The 19,108-nt window shown below is 73.3% G+C and carries 11 protein-coding genes; 8 read left to right on the top strand and 3 right to left on the bottom strand.

Annotation, left to right across the window (positions count from 1 at the left end):
* The first annotated feature begins 72 nt into the window (after positions 1 to 72).
* Both G011_RS0100365 and hrpA read left to right on the top strand, forming a co-directional pair.
* Entirely contained in the window at positions 73 to 7,368 is a 7,296-nt protein-coding gene (locus G011_RS0100365) for a type I polyketide synthase (RefSeq protein ID WP_019606713.1), read from the top strand.
* Positions 7,369 to 7,617: 249 nt separating this feature from the next.
* Positions 7,618 to 11,568 (top strand): ATP-dependent RNA helicase HrpA, encoded by a 3,951-nt coding sequence (gene hrpA, locus G011_RS0100370; RefSeq protein ID WP_019606714.1) that lies wholly within the window; start codon positions 7,618 to 7,620, stop codon positions 11,566 to 11,568.
* 229 nt (positions 11,569 to 11,797) lie between these two features.
* Here the strand turns inward: hrpA and G011_RS0100380 are convergent, their stop codons facing one another.
* On the bottom strand, positions 11,798 to 12,058 hold the full coding sequence (locus G011_RS0100380) for a type II toxin-antitoxin system RelE/ParE family toxin (protein WP_019606716.1): 261 nt from the start codon (positions 12,056 to 12,058) through the stop codon (positions 11,798 to 11,800).
* The gene (locus tag G011_RS0100385; RefSeq protein ID WP_019606717.1) at positions 12,055 to 12,240 is read right to left on the bottom strand and encodes a hypothetical protein; all 186 of its coding nucleotides are present in this window, start codon (positions 12,238 to 12,240) and stop codon (positions 12,055 to 12,057) included. The genes G011_RS0100380 and G011_RS0100385 overlap by 4 nt, the downstream gene beginning before the upstream one ends.
* A gap of 224 nt (positions 12,241 to 12,464) precedes the next feature.
* Here G011_RS0100385 and G011_RS0100390 point away from each other — a divergent pair, with 224 nt between their 5' ends.
* Positions 12,465 to 13,568, top strand: coding sequence for a lactonase family protein (locus G011_RS0100390; RefSeq protein ID WP_231391351.1), 1,104 nt, complete (start codon positions 12,465 to 12,467; stop codon positions 13,566 to 13,568).
* A gap of 97 nt (positions 13,569 to 13,665) precedes the next feature.
* Here the strand turns inward: G011_RS0100390 and G011_RS0100395 are convergent, their stop codons facing one another.
* Positions 13,666 to 13,986, bottom strand: a complete 321-nt coding sequence (locus G011_RS0100395; RefSeq protein ID WP_231391352.1) for a hypothetical protein — start codon at positions 13,984 to 13,986, stop codon at positions 13,666 to 13,668.
* Between the two features lie 317 nt (positions 13,987 to 14,303).
* On the opposite strand from G011_RS0100395, the gene G011_RS29420 reads away from it, so the two are divergent.
* The 5 genes from G011_RS29420 to G011_RS0100420 all read left to right on the top strand — a co-directional run bounded on the left by G011_RS29420 (position 14,304) and on the right by G011_RS0100420 (position 19,017).
* Positions 14,304 to 15,755 (top strand): choice-of-anchor A family protein, encoded by a 1,452-nt coding sequence (locus G011_RS29420; RefSeq protein WP_051104306.1) that lies wholly within the window; start codon positions 14,304 to 14,306, stop codon positions 15,753 to 15,755.
* A gap of 224 nt (positions 15,756 to 15,979) precedes the next feature.
* The gene (locus G011_RS0100405; RefSeq protein WP_019606720.1) at positions 15,980 to 16,612 is read left to right on the top strand and encodes a biotin transporter BioY; all 633 of its coding nucleotides are present in this window, start codon (positions 15,980 to 15,982) and stop codon (positions 16,610 to 16,612) included.
* Positions 16,612 to 17,292 carry an energy-coupling factor ABC transporter ATP-binding protein gene (locus G011_RS0100410; RefSeq protein ID WP_019606721.1) on the top strand — a complete coding sequence of 227 codons (681 nt, stop codon included), beginning with the start codon at positions 16,612 to 16,614 and terminating at the stop codon, positions 17,290 to 17,292. The genes G011_RS0100405 and G011_RS0100410 overlap by 1 nt, the downstream gene beginning before the upstream one ends.
* Positions 17,289 to 17,903 (top strand): energy-coupling factor transporter transmembrane protein EcfT, encoded by a 615-nt coding sequence (locus G011_RS0100415; protein WP_019606722.1) that lies wholly within the window; start codon positions 17,289 to 17,291, stop codon positions 17,901 to 17,903. Before G011_RS0100410 ends, G011_RS0100415 begins: the two co-directional genes overlap by 4 nt.
* Positions 17,904 to 18,036: 133 nt before the next feature.
* Positions 18,037 to 19,017 (top strand): serine hydrolase, encoded by a 981-nt coding sequence (locus G011_RS0100420; protein ID WP_019606723.1) that lies wholly within the window; start codon positions 18,037 to 18,039, stop codon positions 19,015 to 19,017.
* The last annotated feature ends 91 nt before the right edge of the window (positions 19,018 to 19,108 follow it).

The following is a 19,108-nucleotide window of genomic DNA, read 5'->3' on the forward strand; positions in this document are numbered from 1 at the left end:
CCCGACCCCGAACACGTCACCCGGCCCCTTCGTCCGAAGAGCGAACGCCGCGAACCTGTGAGGCAAGACCACATGTCGGAAGACGCGCGACTCCTCGACTACCTCAAACGGGTCACCGCCGACCTGCGCCGTACGCGTTCCGAACTGAGCGATCTGAGGGCACGCGAGTCCGAACCCGTCGCGATCGTGGGGATGGGGTGCCGGGCGCCCGGCGGCGTCGACGCCCCGGAAGCCCTGTGGCGCCTGCTCGACGGCGGCATGGACGTGATCGGCGGCATGCCGACCGACCGCGGGTGGGACCTCGAGGCCCTGGCCGCGCTCCCCGGGGGTACGCGGTCGGGCGGGTTCCTGGAGGACGCGTCCGGTTTCGACGCCGACTTCTTCGGGATCTCCCCGCGCGAGGCCGCGGCGATGGACCCCCAGCAGCGGCTGATGCTGGAGGTGTCGTGGGAGGCGGTCGAGCGAGCCGGGATCGATCCCGCCACCCTGGCGGGGACCCCGACGGGGGTGTTCACCGGCATCAGCGTGAGCGACTACGCGGGAGCCTCGGCCTCGGGCGCGCTCCCCGTCCCGGAGGAGGCGAAGGGCTATCTGCTCACCGGGACGGCCACGAGCGTGGTCTCGGGCCGAGTCGCGTACACGTTGGGCCTGTCGGGGCCGGCGCTGACCGTGGACACCGCGTGCTCGTCCTCCTTGGTGGCGCTGCACCTGGCTGTGCTGGCGCTGCGCAGGGGCGAGTGCTCCCTGGCCCTGGCGGGCGGGGCGACGGTGATGTCCGGTCCCGCGCTGTTCTCAGAGTTCGCCAGGCAGGGCGGCCTGGCGGCTGACGGCCGGTGCAAGTCGTTCGGTGAGGGCGCGGACGGCGCGGGGTTCGCCGAGGGCGCCGGCGCGCTGGTGCTGGAGCGGCTGTCGGACGCCCGGCGCCACGGGCGCCGGGTACTGGCCGTCATCCGGGGCAGCGCGGTCAACCAGGACGGTGCGTCCAACGGCCTCACAGCCCCCAGCGGACCCGCACAGGTGCGGGTGGTGCGCGCGGCGCTCGCGGACGCCGGACTGGCCCCGGACGACGTGGACGCGGTCGAGGGGCACGGGACCGGTACGGAGCTGGGCGATCCCATCGAGGCCGAGGCGCTGGCCGAGGTGTTCGGGGCGGGGCGGTCCTCCCGGCCGGTCCACCTCGGCTCGGTCAAGTCCAACATCGGCCACACCCAGGCGGCCGCGGGCGTGGTCGGGGTCATGAAGATGGTGCTGGCCCTCCAACACGAGGCCCTGCCCGCGTCCCTGCACTCCCGGACGCCCTCGCCGCTGGTGGACTGGTCCTCGGGCCGCCTCAGCGTGCTGTCGGAGCCGGTGCCGTGGCCCCGGGGAGAGCGCGTGCGCAGAGCGGGGGTGTCGGCGTTCGGTATCAGCGGCACCAACGCCCACCTGATCCTGGAAGAGGCACCGGAGGGGGCGCCGGAGGATGAGGCCGGTCCCGGACCCGAACGGCCCGAGCCCGGCGTCGTCGACGGGCCGCCGGTCTGGACCCTCTCCGCTCGCGACCCCCGGGCGCTCAGGGAACAGGCGGCCCGCCTGCGTGACCGGCTGCGGGAACTCCCCGGACCGTCGGGCGCCGCGGAGGTCGCCCGGTCCCTGTGCTCCTCGCGGACGCTCTTCGCGCACCGCGCCGCGGTGATCGGCTCCGGGACCGACCAGCTCCTGGAACGGTTGGACGCGCTGGCCGCCGGTGACCGCACGGAGGGCGTGGTCACCGGTACGGCCCCCGGGTCCGGGCGCGCCTCCGCGCCCGTGTTCGTCTTCCCCGGCCAGGGAGGCCAGTGGGAGGGGATGGCCCGTGGTCTGCTGGAGTCCTCGCCCCCCTTCGCCGAGGCCGTGGCCGAGTGTGAGCGGGCCCTGGCCCCGTTCGTGGACTGGTCCTTGACCGCCGTCCTGCGCGGCGCACCCGGAGCGCCCGCGGTGACCGGGCAGGACGCCCGCGTGGACGTGGTGCAGCCCGTGCTGTGGGCGGTGATGGTGTCGTTGGCCCGGCTGTGGCGCGCCGCGGGGGTGGAGCCCTCCGCCGTGGTCGGGCACTCCCAGGGCGAGATCGCCGCTGCCTGTGTGGCGGGGGCCCTGACCCTGGAGGACGGCGCCCGCGTCGTCGCGCTCCGCAGCCTGGCGCTCAGGGAGATCGCCGGACACGGGGGTATGGCGGCGCTGGCGCTCACTCCGGCGGAGGCCGCCGAACGGATCACCCCCTGGCGGGGGCGGATCTCCGTCGCCGCGGTCAACGGCCCCGGATCCACCGTGGTCTCGGGGGACGAGGACGCGGTGACCGAACTCGTCCGCGCCTGCGAGGCGGACGGAGTGCGAGTACGCCGTGTCGACGTCGACTACGCCTCCCACTCCGACCACGTCGAGAGGGTCGCCGACAGGCTGCGCGCCGACCTGGCCCCTGTCCGTCCGACACGGGGGAGGGTTCCGTTCCATTCCACCGTCGCCCCCGGGCCCGGGTGGGCGCCCGGGGAGCTGCCGGACACGGAGCCCGTGGACGGCGCGTCCCTCGACGCCGACTACTGGTACCGGAACCTGCGCCACCCTGTGCTGTTCACCCCGGTGGTCGACCGCCTGGCGCGGCAGAGCGCGACGTTCGTGGAGGTGGGCCCGCACCCGGTGCTCACCCTGGCGATCGAGCAGACCCTGGAGGAGCGGGGACAGGGCGACCACTCCGTCCTCGCCACCCTGCGTCGCGGTGAGGACGGGCCCCTGCGGTTCCGGACGGCACTGGCCGAGGCGCACTGCCGAGGCGTCGGCGTCGACTGGGGCCGGGTGCTCGGCGGCGCGAACGGCACCCCGCCGGTCGAACTGCCCACCTACCCGTTCCAGCGCCGGCGCTACTGGCTGTCCGTGCCGCGCACCTCCGGAGACCCCGCTGAACTGGGCCTGGAACGGTCCGGCCACCCCCTCCTCGGCGCGCGCGTCCCCGTGGCCGACACCGGACAAATCCTGCTCACCGGTGTGCTCGACACCGCAGGCCACCCCTGGCTCGCCGAGCACCGGGTCGGCGGCCGCGCCCTGGTACCCGGTACGGCGGTGGTGGAGCTGCTGCTGCACGCGGGCCGCGAGTGCGGCTGCCCCGAGATCGCCGACCTCGTCGTCCTCGCCCCGATGGAGCTGCCCGGGGGGACCGACCGGGGGACCCGGGTGCAGATCACCGTGGACGCCCCGGGAGAGGGGGGACGACGCGCCGTCCGGGTGCGCTCCCTCTCCCAGGGCGAAGACTCGTGGACCCTGCACGCCCAAGGGGAGCTCGCCCCCTCCTCCGGAGGGTCCGCCGCGACACCCGTGGCGGCCCCGGGCGCCGATGCCGTACCGGTGCCGACCGAGGACGGCTACGCGTTCCTCTCCACGCACGGCTACGACTACGGGCCGGCCTTCCGCGGCCTGCGCGCCGCGTGGGCGGACGCCTCCGGAGTGTGGGCCGAGACCGAGCTCGACCCCCTGCCCGGGGACGCCACAGCCATGGCGGGGCCGCACCCCGCGCTGGCCGACGCGGGACTGCACGCTCTCCTCCTGCACGACCTCGCGCAGGGATCGGGCCGGGCCCTCCGGCTGCCGTTCTCCTGGAGCGGTGTCAGGCTCCACTCGGCGCGGACGCCCTCGCGTACGCGGGTCCGGATCACCCGGACGGGCACCGACACCTACTCCGTGGTCTACGCCGACGCCGACGGCGCCCCGGTCCTGTCCATCGACGCCCTCACCGTCCGCGAGGCCCCGGCCGCCGCCGACACCGCGCCCAACGCCCTCTTCCAGCAGGAGTGGCACGAGCTCACGGCGCCGGGCCGGGCGGAGGAACCTCCGCATCCGGACACGTGGGCGCTGGTCGGAGCCCTCGGGGAGGGCCGGGCCGGGCACCACCCCGACGCGCACGCGCTGGTCGCCTCCCTCGACCGGGGAGCGTCCGCACCCGGCCTCGTCCTGCTCCCCGCGGGCGGCGGCGAGGGACCTGCCGACGGGCGCACGAGAGCTGGGCTGCGCCGGGTGCTGGAGTCCGTGCGGACATGGCTGGACGACGAGCGCCTCGCCGCGGCCAGGATCGTGGTCGTGACCACGGGGGCCGTCGACCCCCTGGAGGCCGGATCCGGCGCCGCGCACCGCGTGGACCTGGCCGGAGCGGCGGTGTGGGGGCTGGTCGCCTCCGCCGAGACGGAGAACCCCGGCCGATTCCTCCTGTTGGACACCGACCGGTTCGACCTCCGGACCGTCGCCGACGCCGTCCGCACCGGGGAGCCGCGCGTCGCCGTGCGCGACGGTCGCCTGTACGCCCCCCGTCTGGCCGAGGCCCGCACGGACGGCGAGGGACTGGTCCCGCCTCAGCGGCGCTCCGACTGGCGTCTGGAGTCCCGCGAGCCGGGGCGGGTGGACGGGCTCGCCCTCGTCCCGTACCCCGAGCAGCTGCGCCCCCTGGAGGCGGGGGAGGTCCGTGTCGCCGTCCGCGCCGCAGGCGTCAACTTCCGCGACGTGCTGATGACCGTGGGCATGCACCCCGAGCCCGTGAGCATCGGCCACGAGGGGGCCGGCACGGTCATCGAGGTCGGCCCGGACGTGCACGACCTCGCGCCGGGGGACCGGGTGATGGGCCTGTTCCCCGGCGCCTTCGCTCCGGTCGCCGTCGCACCGCGCGGGTTCGTGGCGCCCGTGCCGGAGGGGTGGGACGACGCCTTCGCCGCCGCCGTGCCCGCCGTCTACCTGACCGTCCACATCGCGCTGGTGGAGGAGGCCGGACTCGGGCCGGGGGACCGTGTCCTGATCCACTCCGCGGCCGGGGGGGTGGGACAGGCCGCCGTCCACCTGGCCCGGCACCTGGGCGCCAGGGTCCTGGCCACCGCCAGTCCCGAGAAGTGGGACGTGCTGCGGGAGGCGGGGATCGCGGACGAGCACATCGCCCACTCCCGGAGACTCGACTTCGAGGAGCGTTTCCGCGCGGCCGGCCCCGTCGACGTCGTCCTCAACTCGCTCACGGGCGAGGCGATCGACGCCTCCCTGCGGCTCATGACCCCCGGCGGAAGCTTCGTGGAACTGGGGCACAACGAACTCCGCGACCCCGGGCGGATCGCGTCCGAGCACGGCGGCGTCCGGTACCGGACGGTCGACCTGTCGACCCTGCCCGCCGAGCGCGTCCAGCGCGCCTTCAACGCGATCCTGCCACTGCTGGAGAAGGGCGAGCTGCCCGGCGTCCCGGTCACCCGTTACCCCGTCGAACGTGCGGTCGAGGCCTTCCGGCTCATGCAGCACGGACGCAACGTCGGCAAGATCGTGCTCGACATGGCCGCGCGCTTCCGGCCCGGCGGCACCGTCCTGGTCACCGGAGGGACCGGCACGCTGGGCGCCCTGGTCGCCCGCCACCTGGTGGTCCGCCACGGGGTCACCAGCCTCGTCCTGACCGGACGGCGCGGGCGCCAGGCACCCGGAGCGGCCGACCTGGCCGCGGAGCTGGCCTCCCTCGGCGCACGGGTGGAGATCACCGCCTGCGACGTCTCCGACCCCGGCCAGGTGCGCGCCCTGGTGGACGGCATCCCAGCCGGCCACCCGCTCACCGGTGTCGTCCACGCCGCCGGGGTGGTCGACGACGCCACCGTCACGCGGCTCACCCCCGAGTCGTTGGAGCGGGTCCTGGCCCCCAAGGTCGACGGGGCGTGGAACCTGCACGAGGCCACCGCCGGTCTCGACCTCGACGCCTTCGTGCTGTTCTCCTCGGCCGCGGGCGTGCTCGGCTCGGCCGGGCAGGCGGGGTACGCGGCGGCCAACTCCTTCCTGGACGCCCTGGCCCGGCACCGGCGCTCCCTCGGCCTGCCCGCGCAGTCCCTCTCCTGGGGCAGGTGGGCCGATCGGAGCGCGATGACCGCCCACCTCGGCGACGCCGACGACGCCCGGATGAGCAGGATGTGGGGAGTGGAGGCGATCGGCGCCGAGGAGGGGTGTGCGCTCATGGACGCCGCCGCGGACACCGGCCTGGCCCACGTGCTTCCGGTGCCGATGGCCCTGTCCGCGCTGCGGGCCCGGGCCTCCTCCGCGGACGGCGTCCCCGCGCTCCTGCGCGGTCTGGTACGCCCGTCGGCTCCCGCGGAGGGCGATCGGGCACGCGACACCGCTGCCCTGCTGCGGGGGGCCGGGGAGGGGCCCGAACGCCGTGCGCTCCTGGAGGAGCTGATCGGCTCCCGGGCCGCGCGGATCCTCGGCCACCCCTCCGGTCACCGCGTCGACCCCGAACAGGACTTCCTGGAATCGGGGTTCGACTCGCTCACGGCCGTCGAGCTGCGCAACCACCTCCAGGAGGCGACGGGGCTGCGGCTTCCCGCCGGGTTGGTCTTCAACCACCGCACCCCGGCGGCCCTGTCCGCCTACCTGGACGGGCGGATGGGCACGGGACACGCGGGGACTCCCGAGGGCCGGCCGGACCCGGAGGCCCCGGAGCGGACCGTCCCGGTCGCCGAGCCCGTCGCGTCCGCGGCGCCCGCGTCCCACGGTGACCTCGTCGAGCTCTTCCGGGAGGCGTGCCGCGACGGGCGCCCCGAGGACGCGGTCACCCTCGCGCGGATCGCGGCGCGCGGACGCCCCGTCCTCGCCCCGGGGGACGCCTGGCCCGTGGCGCCGACCAGGCTCTCCTCGGGAGGGGAGGCCCCCGCTCTGGTCTGCTTCCCCTCCCTCGTCATGACCTCCGGTGCGCAGGAGTTCGCCCGCTTCGCCGCCTTCTGGCGGGGACGGCGGCGCGTCCACGCCCTGCCCGCGCCCGGCTTCCTGGCCGGGGAGGCGCTTCCCGCCGACCGGCTCGCGCTGGTCCGCGCGCAGGCCGACGCCGCGCTCCGGGCCGCGACCGGTCAGCCGTTCTTCCTGGTCGGCCGTTCGTCGGGAGGATGGTTGGCGCACGCCGTCGCCGAGGAGCTGCACGAGCGCGGTCTCACACCCGAGGGCCTGGTGCTGCTCGACACCCCGGTACCGGACGAGCCCGGCGTGCTCCCGATCGTCACGGAGTCGGTGACCGAGCGGGCCGACGAGTTCGCGTTCCTGGACGCGGACCGCGTCACCGCCATGGGCGCCTACCTCGCGATGTTCGCCGACTGGAGGCCCGGCTCCCCGGTGTGTCCGGTCACACAGGTCCGGCCGACCAGCCCCGTGCGCGGCTCCAACGGCGCGGCACTGGGCCTGGGCTGGGAGTGGCCGCGCCCGCACGGCCGGGTCGAGGTGCCCGGGGACCACCTGACGATGATGGAGGAGCACGCGGGGACCACGGCCGCGGCCGTCGAAGAGGCCCTCGCCCGGCCCGAGCCCGCGCGCGGAGGCCGGTCGATGGCGCGTCGCCTGCGCGACCGCGTCAGGGACCTCGGCTGAGCCCTCCCCTCCCGCCGCGGGACGCGGTCTCCGCGGCGGGAGGGGAGGACACGAGGCGGGTCCGGGTCCCGGGTCCGGACCGGCCCGGGACCGCCGCGGGGGAGACACGCGCGCCCCGGAACAGAACGGGCCCGCCGGGCGTTGGCCGGTACGTGCCCGCGGCGACCCTTCGCCCGCCCGCGACCGCGCGCCCACCGCGCGGACCCGGCGGCGAAAACCGGTTGCCGTCCCTCCTACCCTTGACTACTGATGAGCACCACCACGCCCGCGCCCGCCGCGGACACGCTGCGTTCCCGGCTGCGCGACCTCATGCCCTCGGACCGCCACCGGCTCCGTCGGCGTATCGACGGCCTGGCCAAGATCGGCGACGAGCGCCGCCGCGCCTCCGTCGCCGCCCAGATCTCCGGGGACGTCGACGAGGCGCTCCTGCGCGTGAACCTGCGCCGCGAGTCCGTGCCCGAGCTGAGCTACCCCGAGTCCCTGCCGGTCAGCTCCCGGCGCGACGACATCGCCGAGGCCATCCGCGACCACCAGGTCGTCATCGTCGCCGGTGAGACCGGCTCGGGCAAGACCACCCAGCTGCCCAAGATCTGCCTGGAGCTGGGGCGCGGCGTCATGGGCACCATCGGCCACACCCAGCCCCGGCGGCTGGCCGCCCGTACCGTCGCCGAGCGCATCGCCGAGGAGATCGGCACCCCGCTGGGCGAGACGGTCGGCTACAAGGTCCGCTTCACCGACTCCTCCAGCGACAGCACCCTGGTCAAGCTGATGACCGACGGCATCCTGCTCGCCGAGATCCAGCACGACCGCATGCTGCGCCAGTACGACACGCTCATCATCGACGAGGCCCACGAGCGCAGTCTCAACGTCGACTTCCTGCTGGGCTACCTCAAACAGCTGCTGCCCCGGCGCCCCGACCTCAAGGTCGTCATCACCTCGGCCACCATCGACCCCGAGCGCTTCTCCCGCCACTTCGACGACGCCCCCATCGTCGAGGTCTCCGGGCGCACCTACCCGGTCGAGGTCCGCTACCGGCCCATCTCCGAGGAGATCCTCGACCCCGAGGAGAGGAACCCGGGCGGCGGCACCGACCGCGACCAGACCCAGGCCATCCTGGACGCCGTGGACGAGCTCGGCCGCGAGGCCCCCGGCGACGTGCTGGTCTTCCTCAGCGGCGAGCGCGAGATCCGCGACACCGCCGAGGCCCTGGAGAAGAGGAAGCTTCCGGGCACCGAGATCCTGCCGCTCTACGCGCGCCTGTCCACGAGCGAGCAGAGACGCGTGTGGTCCTCGCACAGCGGACGGCGCATCGTCCTGGCCACCAACGTCGCCGAGACCTCCCTGACCGTCCCCGGCATCAAGTACGTCATCGACCCCGGCACCGCGCGCATCTCCCGCTACTCCCACCGCACCAAGGTGCAGCGCCTGCCCATCGAGGCGGTCTCCCAGGCCTCCGCCAACCAGCGCAAGGGCCGCTGCGGCCGCGTCTCGGAGGGCATCTGCATCCGGCTGTACTCGGAGGAGGACTTCCTCTCCCGCCCCGAGTACACCGACCCCGAGATCCTGCGCACCAACCTGGCCTCGGTCATCCTCCAGATGGCCGCCCTGGGGCTGGGCGACGTCGCGGCCTTCCCGTTCGTGGACGGCCCCGACCACCGCCAGATCAAGGACGGCGTCAACCTCCTCAACGAGCTGGGCGCCCTGCACCCCGACGAGTCCGGGGGCAAACGCAGGCTCACCCCGATGGGCCGCCGCCTGGCCCAGCTGCCCATCGACCCCCGCCTGGGCCGGATGGTCCTGGAGGCCGAGGAGCGCGACTGCCTGGGCGAGGTCCTGGTCATCACCGCCGCCCTGTCCATCCAGGACCCGCGCGAGCGGCCCACGGACAAGCAGCAGCAGGCCCAGCAGGCGCACGCCAGGTTCACCGACAAGGAGTCGGACTTCCTGGCCTACCTCAACCTGTGGAACCACCTGCGCGAGAAGCAGCGGGAGCTGTCGGGCAACCAGTTCCGCAGGTTGTGCCGCGATGAGTACCTCAACTACCTGCGCGTACGCGAGTGGCAGGACATCCACGGCCAGCTCAGGCAGGTCCTGCGCTCCATGGGCGTGGAGGTGCCGCACCCCCGCGAGGAGGCCGCCGACCCCCGCGGCGTGCACATGTCCCTGCTGGCCGGACTCCTGTCGCATGTGGGCCTCAAGGACCCCGAGAAGCACGAGTACCTGGGCGGACGGGGCGCCCGCTTCGCCGTCTTCCCCGGTTCGGCGCTGTTCAAGAAGCAGCCCCGCTACGTGATGGTCGCCGAACTGGTGGAGACCTCCAAGCTCTGGGGCCGCATGGTGGCCCGGATCGAACCCGAGTGGGCCGAGGAGCTGGCCGGGGACATCGTCAAGCGCAGCTACAGCGAGCCGCACTGGGAGCGCAAGCGCGGCGCCGTCATGGCCTTCGAGCGCGTCACCCTCTACGGCGTGCCCATCGTCGTGCAGCGCAAGGTCTCCTACGGAAAGATCGACCCCGAGCTGTCCCGGGAGCTGTTCATCCGCCGCGCCCTGGTCGAGGGCGACTGGGAGACCCGCCACCACTTCTTCCACGACAACCGCAAGCTCCTGGACGAGGTGGAGGACCTCGAACACCGCGTCCGGCGCCGCGACATCGTCGTGGACGACGAGACGCTGTTCCAGTTCTACGACGCCCGCCTGCCGGACTCGGTGGTCTCGGCCGCGCACTTCGACTCCTGGTGGAAGAAGGCCCGCCGCACCGAGCCCGAGCTGCTGGACTTCACCCGCGAGGAGCTCATCAACGAGGGCGCGGGGGCGATCAGCGAGGACGACTACCCGGACGTGTGGCGCCAGGGCGAGTTCACCTTCCCGCTCAGCTACCAGTTCGAGCCGGGCAGCGACTCCGACGGCGTCACCGCGCGCGTCCCGGTGAAGTTCCTCAACCAGGTGGAGGACACCGGGTTCGACTGGCAGATCCCGGGTCTGCGCGACGAACTGGTGACCGCGCTCATCCGCTCGCTGCCCAAGCCGCTGCGCCGCAACTTCGTCCCCGTCCCGGACAACGCCGCCCGCGCCCTGGCCGGGCTGGTCCCCTACGAGGGGCCGCTCACTGCGGCGCTGGCCGCCGAGCTGACCCGGATGGCGGGGGAGCGGATCGCCCCCGGCGACTTCCAGCTGGACCGGGTGCCCGACCACCTGCGCATCACCTTCCGGGCCGTGGACGACCGGGGCCGGACCCTGGCCGAGTCCAAGGACCTGGAGAAGCTGCGCGCCAAGCTCAAACCGCGCCTGCGCGAGGCGATCTCGGCCGAGGCCAAGGGCGTGGAGAAGAAGGGCCTGACCTCCTGGGACTTCGGCCCGCTGGAGCAGACCCTGGAGCGCAAGGCGCTGGGGCCCAAGGTCAAGGGCTATCCGGCGCTGGTGGACGAGGGCGACAGCGTCGCGATCCGCATCTTCGACACCCGTCCCGAACAGCGCGCCGCGATGTGGGCGGGCACCCGCCGACTGCTGCTGCTCACCGTGCCGTCCGTGGCGAACGTGGTGAGCAAGGGGCTCAACAACCCCGACAAGCTGGCCCTGGCCGACAACCCGCACGGTTCGATCCGCAGGATGCTCGACGACGCCGAGGCGGCCGCCGTCGACCACCTGCTCGCCCGCGAGGGCGGACCGGTGTGGAACGGCGAGGACTTCGCCAAGCTCGCCGACCGGGTGCGCGCCGACCTCGGCGACACCCTGGCCGAGATCCTGGACAGGTCCGCGCGCGTCCTGGTGCTGTGGCGCAAGGTGTCCAAGAAGGTCAAGGGAACCACGTCCCTGGCCGTGCTGCCCTCGCTCAACGACGTGCAGGGCCAGCTCGGCGACCTGGTGGGCGAGGGGTTCGTGACCCGCACCGGCCTGGCCCGCCTGGACGACCTGCACCGCTACCTGCGCGGGGTGGAGTACCGGCTGAACAAGCTGCCGGAGAACCCGCGCCGCGACCAGGTGAACATGTCCAAGGTGGAGCAGATGCGCCAGGCCGTGGCCAAGCTGCGCGGGAGCCTGCCGCCCGGCCGCGCGGCCGACCCGGACGTGGCGGAGCTGCGCTGGATGCTGGAGGAGTACCGGGTGAGCCTGTTCGCGCAGGAGCTGCGCACGGCCTACCCGGTCTCGGACAAGCGCATCCTGAAGGCGGTCGAGGCCGTCAAGGCCGCCGAACGCCAGTAGGGGTCGCGCCCGCCGGGGCGTCGCCAGGACCGAACCCTGGTGGCGCCGTCAAACCGTTCTCACCGCAGAGCGGTACCTGCGTACTGCTGAAGTCAGTTCCTCGATCGGCTGGTCGGGCTCGTTGAGGGATGTCACCACGGCGTCGAAGCACACGGCGGGGAGCGTCACGGTCTGCGCGCGTTCCACGACCATCCCGATGGTTCCGACGACGGTTTGGTGGTACGGACCCTCATCGGCCGTAGACGTCACCTCGGGCACCGACTTTGACGACGACCACGGTGATCTGACCGTCATCGACGGTATAGACCACCCGGTAGTCGCCGACACGGATGCGGTAGCCGTCCCTGGCCGTGAGCTTCTTGCAGCCGTCCGGGCGCGGGTTGTCAGCAAGGTTCGCTACGGCCTCGACGATGCGTTTACGCACCGGTCCGTCGAGCTTGCGCAGCTCCTTGCGGGCCGAGGCCTTGATGTCGATCGCGTAGCGGCTCACGCGTAGTCCTCGACCTGGAAGGGGACGGTCTCCTCATCGGCGCGGGCGCTGATCACCGCACTGTCAGCGGTGTCCTCCAACTCCTCCAGATACGCGGCGCTCACCAGGACCAGGCCGCGGTCGGCCAACGCCTCGGCCAACTCAGCCGCCATCTGACTCGGGTCGACCGGTTCAGCTGTCATTCGCTCCTCCTCGGGGCGCCCGACCGCCCGGACACGAACGGTCGCGGACCGTGCGTTCGTACGCGATCCATGAACTCAGGTCCTGACCAGCCTAGCCTCAGGGAGCGGGGGAAGGGAGCGTTCGACAACCCGAGCCGATGCCAGGTCACCAGGGCCAAGGCGGAACAGGCGCACCGGGCGGTAGCATGCCGCTGGTGGTGTAGACCACTTTCGGTACACGCACAATGAGAACGGGGTTCCCGGTGGGCGACTCGGTGGACGGCAAACGGCTCCTGCTGGTGGGCACCTACACCCCCGACTCCGACCCGCCCGGGGAGGGCGAGGGGATCTACCGCGTCTGGTTCGACCCCATGACCGGCGAGATGACCGACGGCGGCGCCGCCGCCCGCACCCCCGGCCCGTCCTTCCTCGCCTTCCGCGAGGACCCGCCCACGGTGTACGCGGTCAACGAGCGCGAGAAGGGCACCGTCACCGCTTTCCGGATCGACGGCGGCGCCGGGCTCACCGAACTGGGCCAGTCCCCGACCGGCGGCGGATCGCCCTGCCACGTGCTCGCGCGCGGCTCCGAACTGGCGGTGACCAACTACGCCAACGGCGTGGCCACGCTGTACGCCCTGGCCGAGGACGGCTCCCTCGACGGAACGGTGGCGGAGTTCGCGCACTCCGGAAGCGGCCCGGTCACCGACCGCCAGGAGGGGCCGCACGCGCACAGCACCGCCGCCCCCGACGACCGCCACCTGCTGGTGGCCGACCTGGGCACCGACGAGCTGCGTATCCTGCACGGCGGCGAGGAGGTCGGCGCCGTCTCCCTGCCCCCGGGCACCGGCCCCCGGCACACGGCCGTCCTCGGCGAGTACCTCTACGTGGCGGGCGAGCTGGACTCGCGCGTGCACGTCCTGCGCTGGAACCCCGACGAAGGCACCGCCGAGCACCTGGGCTCCGTCGAGGCCACCGGTGAGGAGGCCGCGGGCGCGAACTTCCCCGCCGAGATCCTCACCAACGGCGACCACGTGTACGTGTCCAACCGGGGCGCGGACACGATCGCCACCTTCGCCGTCCGCGACGGCGGCGCCCGCCTGGAGCACGTCGCCGACACCCCGGCCGGAGGGCCGTGGCCGCGCAACTTCGCCGTCGTGCGCGGCCACCGCGAGGAGCCCGACCACCTGGTCGTGGCCGCCCAGAACGGCGACTCGCTGGCCTCGCTTCTCCTGGACCCCGACACGGGCGTCCCGGCCGACACCGGCCACCGGCTGCGCCTGCCCGTCCCCGTGTGCGTGCTCCCGGTCCCGATCACCCGTATCCGCCGCGCCGGGGGGACCCGGGGCTGACACCGCGTCCCCCGCGCCGTGAGCGGGGCGCTGCGCCCACTCCCTCGCGTCGGCCGTGGCCCGGGAACACCCCTTCCCGGGCCACGGCCGTCACCGCTTACCGCCTTCCGCCGGCCGTGGTGTCCGCCCGTTCCGGGGAGACACACGGCCGGGGTTTCAACAGCAGCACCAGCTCCGTGTGCCGTCGCAGCGCCTGAGTCGGAACCGCCTCCACCGGCCTGCCCGGCTGTGTCCTCTCGATCTCCGCCGCCAGCTCCTGGGCGGTGTCACCGCTCAGCATCACCATGCGGCCGGTGTGCGCCGCCCAGTACTGGCCGGTCGCGTTGCCGTGCCACACCGTCCACCCCCGCTTGCGGTAGGTGGCGTGTAGGCGCGCCACCTCCTGGGGGACGGAGGCCTCCACGGTCTCCAGGGTCATGACCGCGCCCATCCTGCACCGCCTTCCAGAACCCGTAGTGCCTTCCGCAGCTCCCCGGCTCCCGCGCACACGACCAGTCCGGGCACGTTCCATCGCAGTGCGAAGAACATCCCAGGTCCATGCGGGGATTGGAAGTTCCCCCACCGAGAGGCGGGGGCGTTCACCAGAAGCGGGCCGTGCCCGCTCCCGGAGCGGCTGCCGGGGGTGACGCCCCGGAGGGGCGGCCCCCTACCCGCTGATGGGGAACCGTTGACGTTTTCCCCTCGATCCCGCCGTGCCTTCCCACTTACGGACCACGGCATGGTCACAATGTGTGCATGATTGATAACACAAAGCGTACGCGCCGGTCGCTCCCGAGGAGGACCGGCCGGACCTTCCTGGTCACAGCCGCCACCCTGGCCCTGGCGGCGGGCACCCTGTCGACCGCCCCGGGGTTCCGGGGCTGGTGGGCCCCGGCCCCCGCCTCCGCTGCCGTCACGGTCAACCCCGTCGCCCCCGCACTCGGATTCAACGCCATCTCCGAGGGTGACACCTACCTGGCCGGGACCGAGTCCGAGGGTCCGATCGCGGTCGGCGGCGACCTGTCCTTCGGCCGCGACTACCGGGTGCGGATCCACAACGACGGCACCTTCACCGACACGGGGGAGAGCAACCCCGTGGCGCTGCTGGTCCAGGGTGAGGTGGACTTCGAGGACAGCGATCCGCAGGGCGTGCTCAGCATCCCCACGGGCGCCTACGTCAAGATCGGCGACCTCGACGACGCCGACGTCTACACCACCGACCTCAACAACGCCTCGGCCAACACCCGGATCGTCCCCCAGGGCGCCGGTTACGAGGGCTATCCGCGGGTCCAGCTCAGCACCATGCAGCCCGCCGACTCGGTGGGACCGGAGCCGGACCTGATCGACTTCGAGGAGGCCTTCTCCGCCTTCCGCTCCTACTCGTCCGGGTTCGCGCTCTGCTCCACCACGGCCACGCTGACCACCCCCAACGGCGACCCGATCGACCCGGACGCCATCCCCGAGGGCGCGGACCTGCACGTCAGCCTCACCCCCGGAGAGCAGAACGTCCTCAACCTCACCGCCGAGGAACTGAACTCGCTCTCCCAGCTGACCTTCGACGACCCGCCGAGCCAGGACACCCCGCTGATCATCAACGTCGACACCTCGGGCGTCGGCGGCGACTTCACGTGGGAGGGACCCACCGGCGCCGGGTTGAGCTCCTCCACGGCCCCCTACACCCTGTGGAACTTCTCCGACGCCCGGACGGTCACCATCCCCGTGGGCACCGACACCATCGAGGGCACCGTCTACGCCCCGAACGCCGCGGTCAACCACTACTCCTCGGCCAACATCGAGGGGACGGTGGTCGCCCGCGAGTTCACCCAGGACGTGGGCGGCCCGCGTGAGAGCCAGCGCGACACGCGTGTCATCCGGCCCTTCGAACTGCACTACCACCCGTTCGACGCCGAGCTGACCACGTGTGACGCGGACGAGCCCACCGATCCGGATGAGCCGACCGATCCGGATGAGCCCACCGACCCGGATGAGCCGACCGATCCGGATGAGCCCACCGACCCGGATGAGCCGACCGATCCGGATGAGCCCACCGACCCGGACGAGCCCACGGATCCGGACGAGCCGACCGATCCGGACGAGCCCACCGACCCCGACGAGACGGACGACCCCGACGAGCCCGGGGACCCGGACGAGCCCGGCCGTCCGGACGAGACGGACGACCCCGACGACCCGGCCCCGGGCTACCGGTAGGGGACACCGGGCGACCGGGGACACCGGTCGCCCGGGCCCTACCCCTCCGGGGAGGCCGCGCGGGTCCGCGGGGCGGGGAGAACCCCGCCCTGTGACCCGCGTCTCAGGCGACCCCCTACAACCCCGGGGCCCGCAGAACTGTGCGCCCCGGCCTTCGTCCTGGTCACCGCCATAACGGACAATGGGCAAAGATCCGCCTCCGCGACCTCCCGAGGGAACCGCCCATGCCCACGACCAGGACCAACATCCGCCACAGGGGCCTGACCGCCCGCGACCTCGCGCTCATCGCCGTGTTCGCCGGGCTCATCGCCGCCCTCAGCGTCACGGTCGCCATCCCGCTGCCGTTCTCGCCGGTGCCCATCACCCTCCAGACCCTGGGCATCATGCTCGCCCCCAGCCTCCTGGGCTGGAAGCGCGGCCCCCTCGCCGTGGCGGCCTTCATCGTGCTCGGCCTGGCCGGGCTCCCGCTCTTCGCGGGCGGCATGGGCGGCGTCGGCGTCCTGGCCCGGCCCTCGGCCGGGTTCATCGTCAGCTGGGTCTTCGCCGCCCTGGTCATCGGCCTGCTCACCGACCTCATGGTCCGCGGCTCCCGGGGGCGCTACCGGTTCTGGGCGGGCCTGGGGATCAACGTCGTCGGCGGCATCCTCGTCATCTACGCCATCGGCGTCCCCTGGATGGCCGTCGTCATGGGCGACGGGGTCCTGGCCGCCGCCTACTCCATGGTGGCCTTCCTGCCGGGCGACCTGGTGAAGGCCGTGGTCACCGCGCTCATCGCCAGCGCCGTCTACCGCGCCTACCCCATCCCGCCCGCGGGCCGCTCCGTCGTGGAGGCCGGTACCGGCCGCGGGGAATCCTGATGCTGCGCCTGGAGGGCGTCTCCCACTCCTACGACGACCGCGCCGTGCTGCGCGACGTCACCCTCGACCTCGCCGAGCACCGCATCGGCGTGATCGGGGCGAACGGATCGGGCAAGTCCACGCTCGCCCGCACCCTCAACGGCCTCGTCGTCCCCGACGAGGGCCGTGTGACGCTGGGGGAGTGGGACACCCGGCGCCACGCCAAGCAGATCCGGCGCAGGGTCGGCTTCGTCTTCTCCGACGCCGCCAACCAGATCATCATGCCCACCGTTGCCGAGGACGTGGAGATCGGCCTGCGCTCCCTGCGTCTGGGCCGCGAGGAGACCGCCCGCCGGGTGGAGGCGGCCCTGGTCCGCTACGGGCTCGACGGCCACCGCGACCACCCCGGCCACCTGCTCTCGGGCGGGCAGAAGCAGCTCCTGGCCCTGGCCTCGGTACTGGTCACCGAGCCCGAGGTGCTGGTCTGCGACGAACCCACCACCCTGCTCGACCTGCGCAACACCCGCATGGTGCACCGGACCCTGGACGGCCTGGACCAGCAGGTCGTCCTGTTCACCCACGACCTCGACCTCCTCGACGGCTTCGACCGGGTCCTGGTCATGGACGCGGGCCGGGTGGTCTTCGACGGTGTTCCCGGCGACGCCGTGCCCCACTACACCAAGCTCATGGACGAGCGGTGAGCACGGTCGGCCTCTACGTCCCCGGCACCGGGTTCCTGTACCGGGTCCCGGCCGGGGCCAAGCTCCTCGCGCTGCTGCTGGTCGGCGTCGGCCTCGTCGTCTGGGGCGATCCCCGGGTCGCCGTCGGCGCCCTGGCCGCCGCGCTCGCCGTGTACCCGCTGGCCGGTCTCCCACTGGGGCGGGCCTGGTCGGCGCTGCGCGCGCTGTCGCCGTTCCTGCTGGCCATCGGCCTGTTCCAGGTCCTGTTCGCGGACTGGCAGACGGCCCTGCGCCTGTGCGCGCAGCTGGCCGCGCTCGTCCTGTTCGCCAACCTCGTCACGCTCACCACCCGCGTGCGCGCGATGCTGGACCTCTTCGAACGCATGGCCCGCCCGCTCAGGCACGTCGGCGCCAACCCCGACCGCGTCGCCCTCGTCCTGGCGCTCACCGTCCGCTCCATCCCGATGGCCGCCTCCGCCTGGCAGGCCGCACGCGAGGCCTACCGCGCGCGGGGCCTGTCCGGCCGCCCCCACCTGCTCGTGGTCCCGGTCATCGTCCAACTGCTGCGGATGGCCGACGCGACGGGGGAGGCCCTGGTGGCCCGGGGTATCGACGAGGACACCCGCCGCTGAGGATTCGCCCGCGGAAGCGGACGAAAAGAGGGGCCCGGGTACCGATTCGGTATCGAGATGTTCGTATTCGCGACATTTCATTGAATAATGGCGGTACTCCAGCCCATCCGCGTGTCAGCGAACCGGTGATAGCGTGCCCCGGCATCCCCTCGCCGACACCCGAGCCCGGTCCGTCGCCGTCGTGGCGGCCGTCCTCGCGGTGCTCATGGCCTTCACCCTGCCCGGCGCCACCTCGGCCTCCGGGGCCGTCCCGCCCGGCCCGGACCCCGCGCTGTTCCGGTCGCCGGTCTCCAGGGACGCGTTCCCTCTGGCGCCCTTCGAGTCCGTCGACGCGCCCGCCACCGGAGGGAGGGGCCTCACACCGGTCCAGCGCGAGGAACTCACCGAGCGCATCGGGGCGATCGGGGAGGAGCACCCGGCCGACTTCGCGGTCGCCGTGCAGGACCTGCGCACCGGTGCCACCTTCAGCCACGGCGCCCACCGGCAGTTCCCCACCGCGAGCGTGGCCAAGCTGACCATCCTCACCATGCTGCTGCTGCGCGCCGAGGAGGAGGGCCGCGACCTCACCGGGGCCGAGCGCTCACAGGTCTCGGCCATGATCCGCCACAGCGACAACGGGGTCACCGACGGCCTGTACTCGCGGATCGGGTTCACCGACGGCTTCGTCGAGGGCGCCCGGACGCTGGGCTTCACCAACACCGATCCCCACCCCCGAGGCAGGTGGGGCGCCACCATGACCACCGCCGCCGACCAGGTGCGGCTGCTGCGCGCCCTGTACTGCGACGGGAGCCCGCTGGCGGAGGAGGACCGGGCCTACGTGCGCGGGCTGATGGAGTCCGTCGCCGCCGAGCAGTCCTGGGGGATCTCGGCCAGCGCGGGCTCCGCCGACACCGTCGGGCTCAAGAACGGGTGGACCCCGCGCGAGGCCAACGGCGACCTGTGGAACGTCAACAGCGTCGGCTACGTGGCCGGACCCGGGCGCGAGTACCTGATCGCGGTCCTGACCGACGGCAGCCCCGACTACACCGCAGGCGTCGCCCTGGTGGAGGAGCTGGCGGCCACGGTCACGGCGGCGATGGAGGAGGCCCGCGCCGCTGGATCCCCGGACGAGTGACCGCCCCGGGCTCCGGCCCACGTGCATGTGTGCGCCCCGCCCGGAGGGCTCCGGACGGGGCGCACGGGGTGTCCCGGGCGGCTGGGCCCTT

The sequence above is a fragment of the Nocardiopsis sp. CNS-639 genome (assembly GCF_000381685.1).
Lineage (GTDB): Bacteria > Actinomycetota > Actinomycetes > Streptosporangiales > Streptosporangiaceae > Nocardiopsis > Nocardiopsis dassonvillei.

Coding starts and splice junctions, on each gene's coding strand:
- G011_RS0100365 (WP_019606713.1), top strand. CDS start 73: ATGTCGGAAGACGCGCGACTCCTCGACTACCTCAAACGGGTCACCGCC.
- hrpA (WP_019606714.1), top strand. CDS start 7,618: ATGAGCACCACCACGCCCGCGCCCGCCGCGGACACGCTGCGTTCCCGG.
- G011_RS0100385 (WP_019606717.1), bottom strand. CDS start 12,240: ATGACAGCTGAACCGGTCGACCCGAGTCAGATGGCGGCTGAGTTGGCC.
- G011_RS0100390 (WP_231391351.1), top strand. CDS start 12,465: ATGAGAACGGGGTTCCCGGTGGGCGACTCGGTGGACGGCAAACGGCTC.
- G011_RS0100395 (WP_231391352.1), bottom strand. CDS start 13,986: ATGACCCTGGAGACCGTGGAGGCCTCCGTCCCCCAGGAGGTGGCGCGC.
- G011_RS29420 (WP_051104306.1), top strand. CDS start 14,304: ATGATTGATAACACAAAGCGTACGCGCCGGTCGCTCCCGAGGAGGACC.
- G011_RS0100405 (WP_019606720.1), top strand. CDS start 15,980: ATGCCCACGACCAGGACCAACATCCGCCACAGGGGCCTGACCGCCCGC.
- G011_RS0100410 (WP_019606721.1), top strand. CDS start 16,612: ATGCTGCGCCTGGAGGGCGTCTCCCACTCCTACGACGACCGCGCCGTG.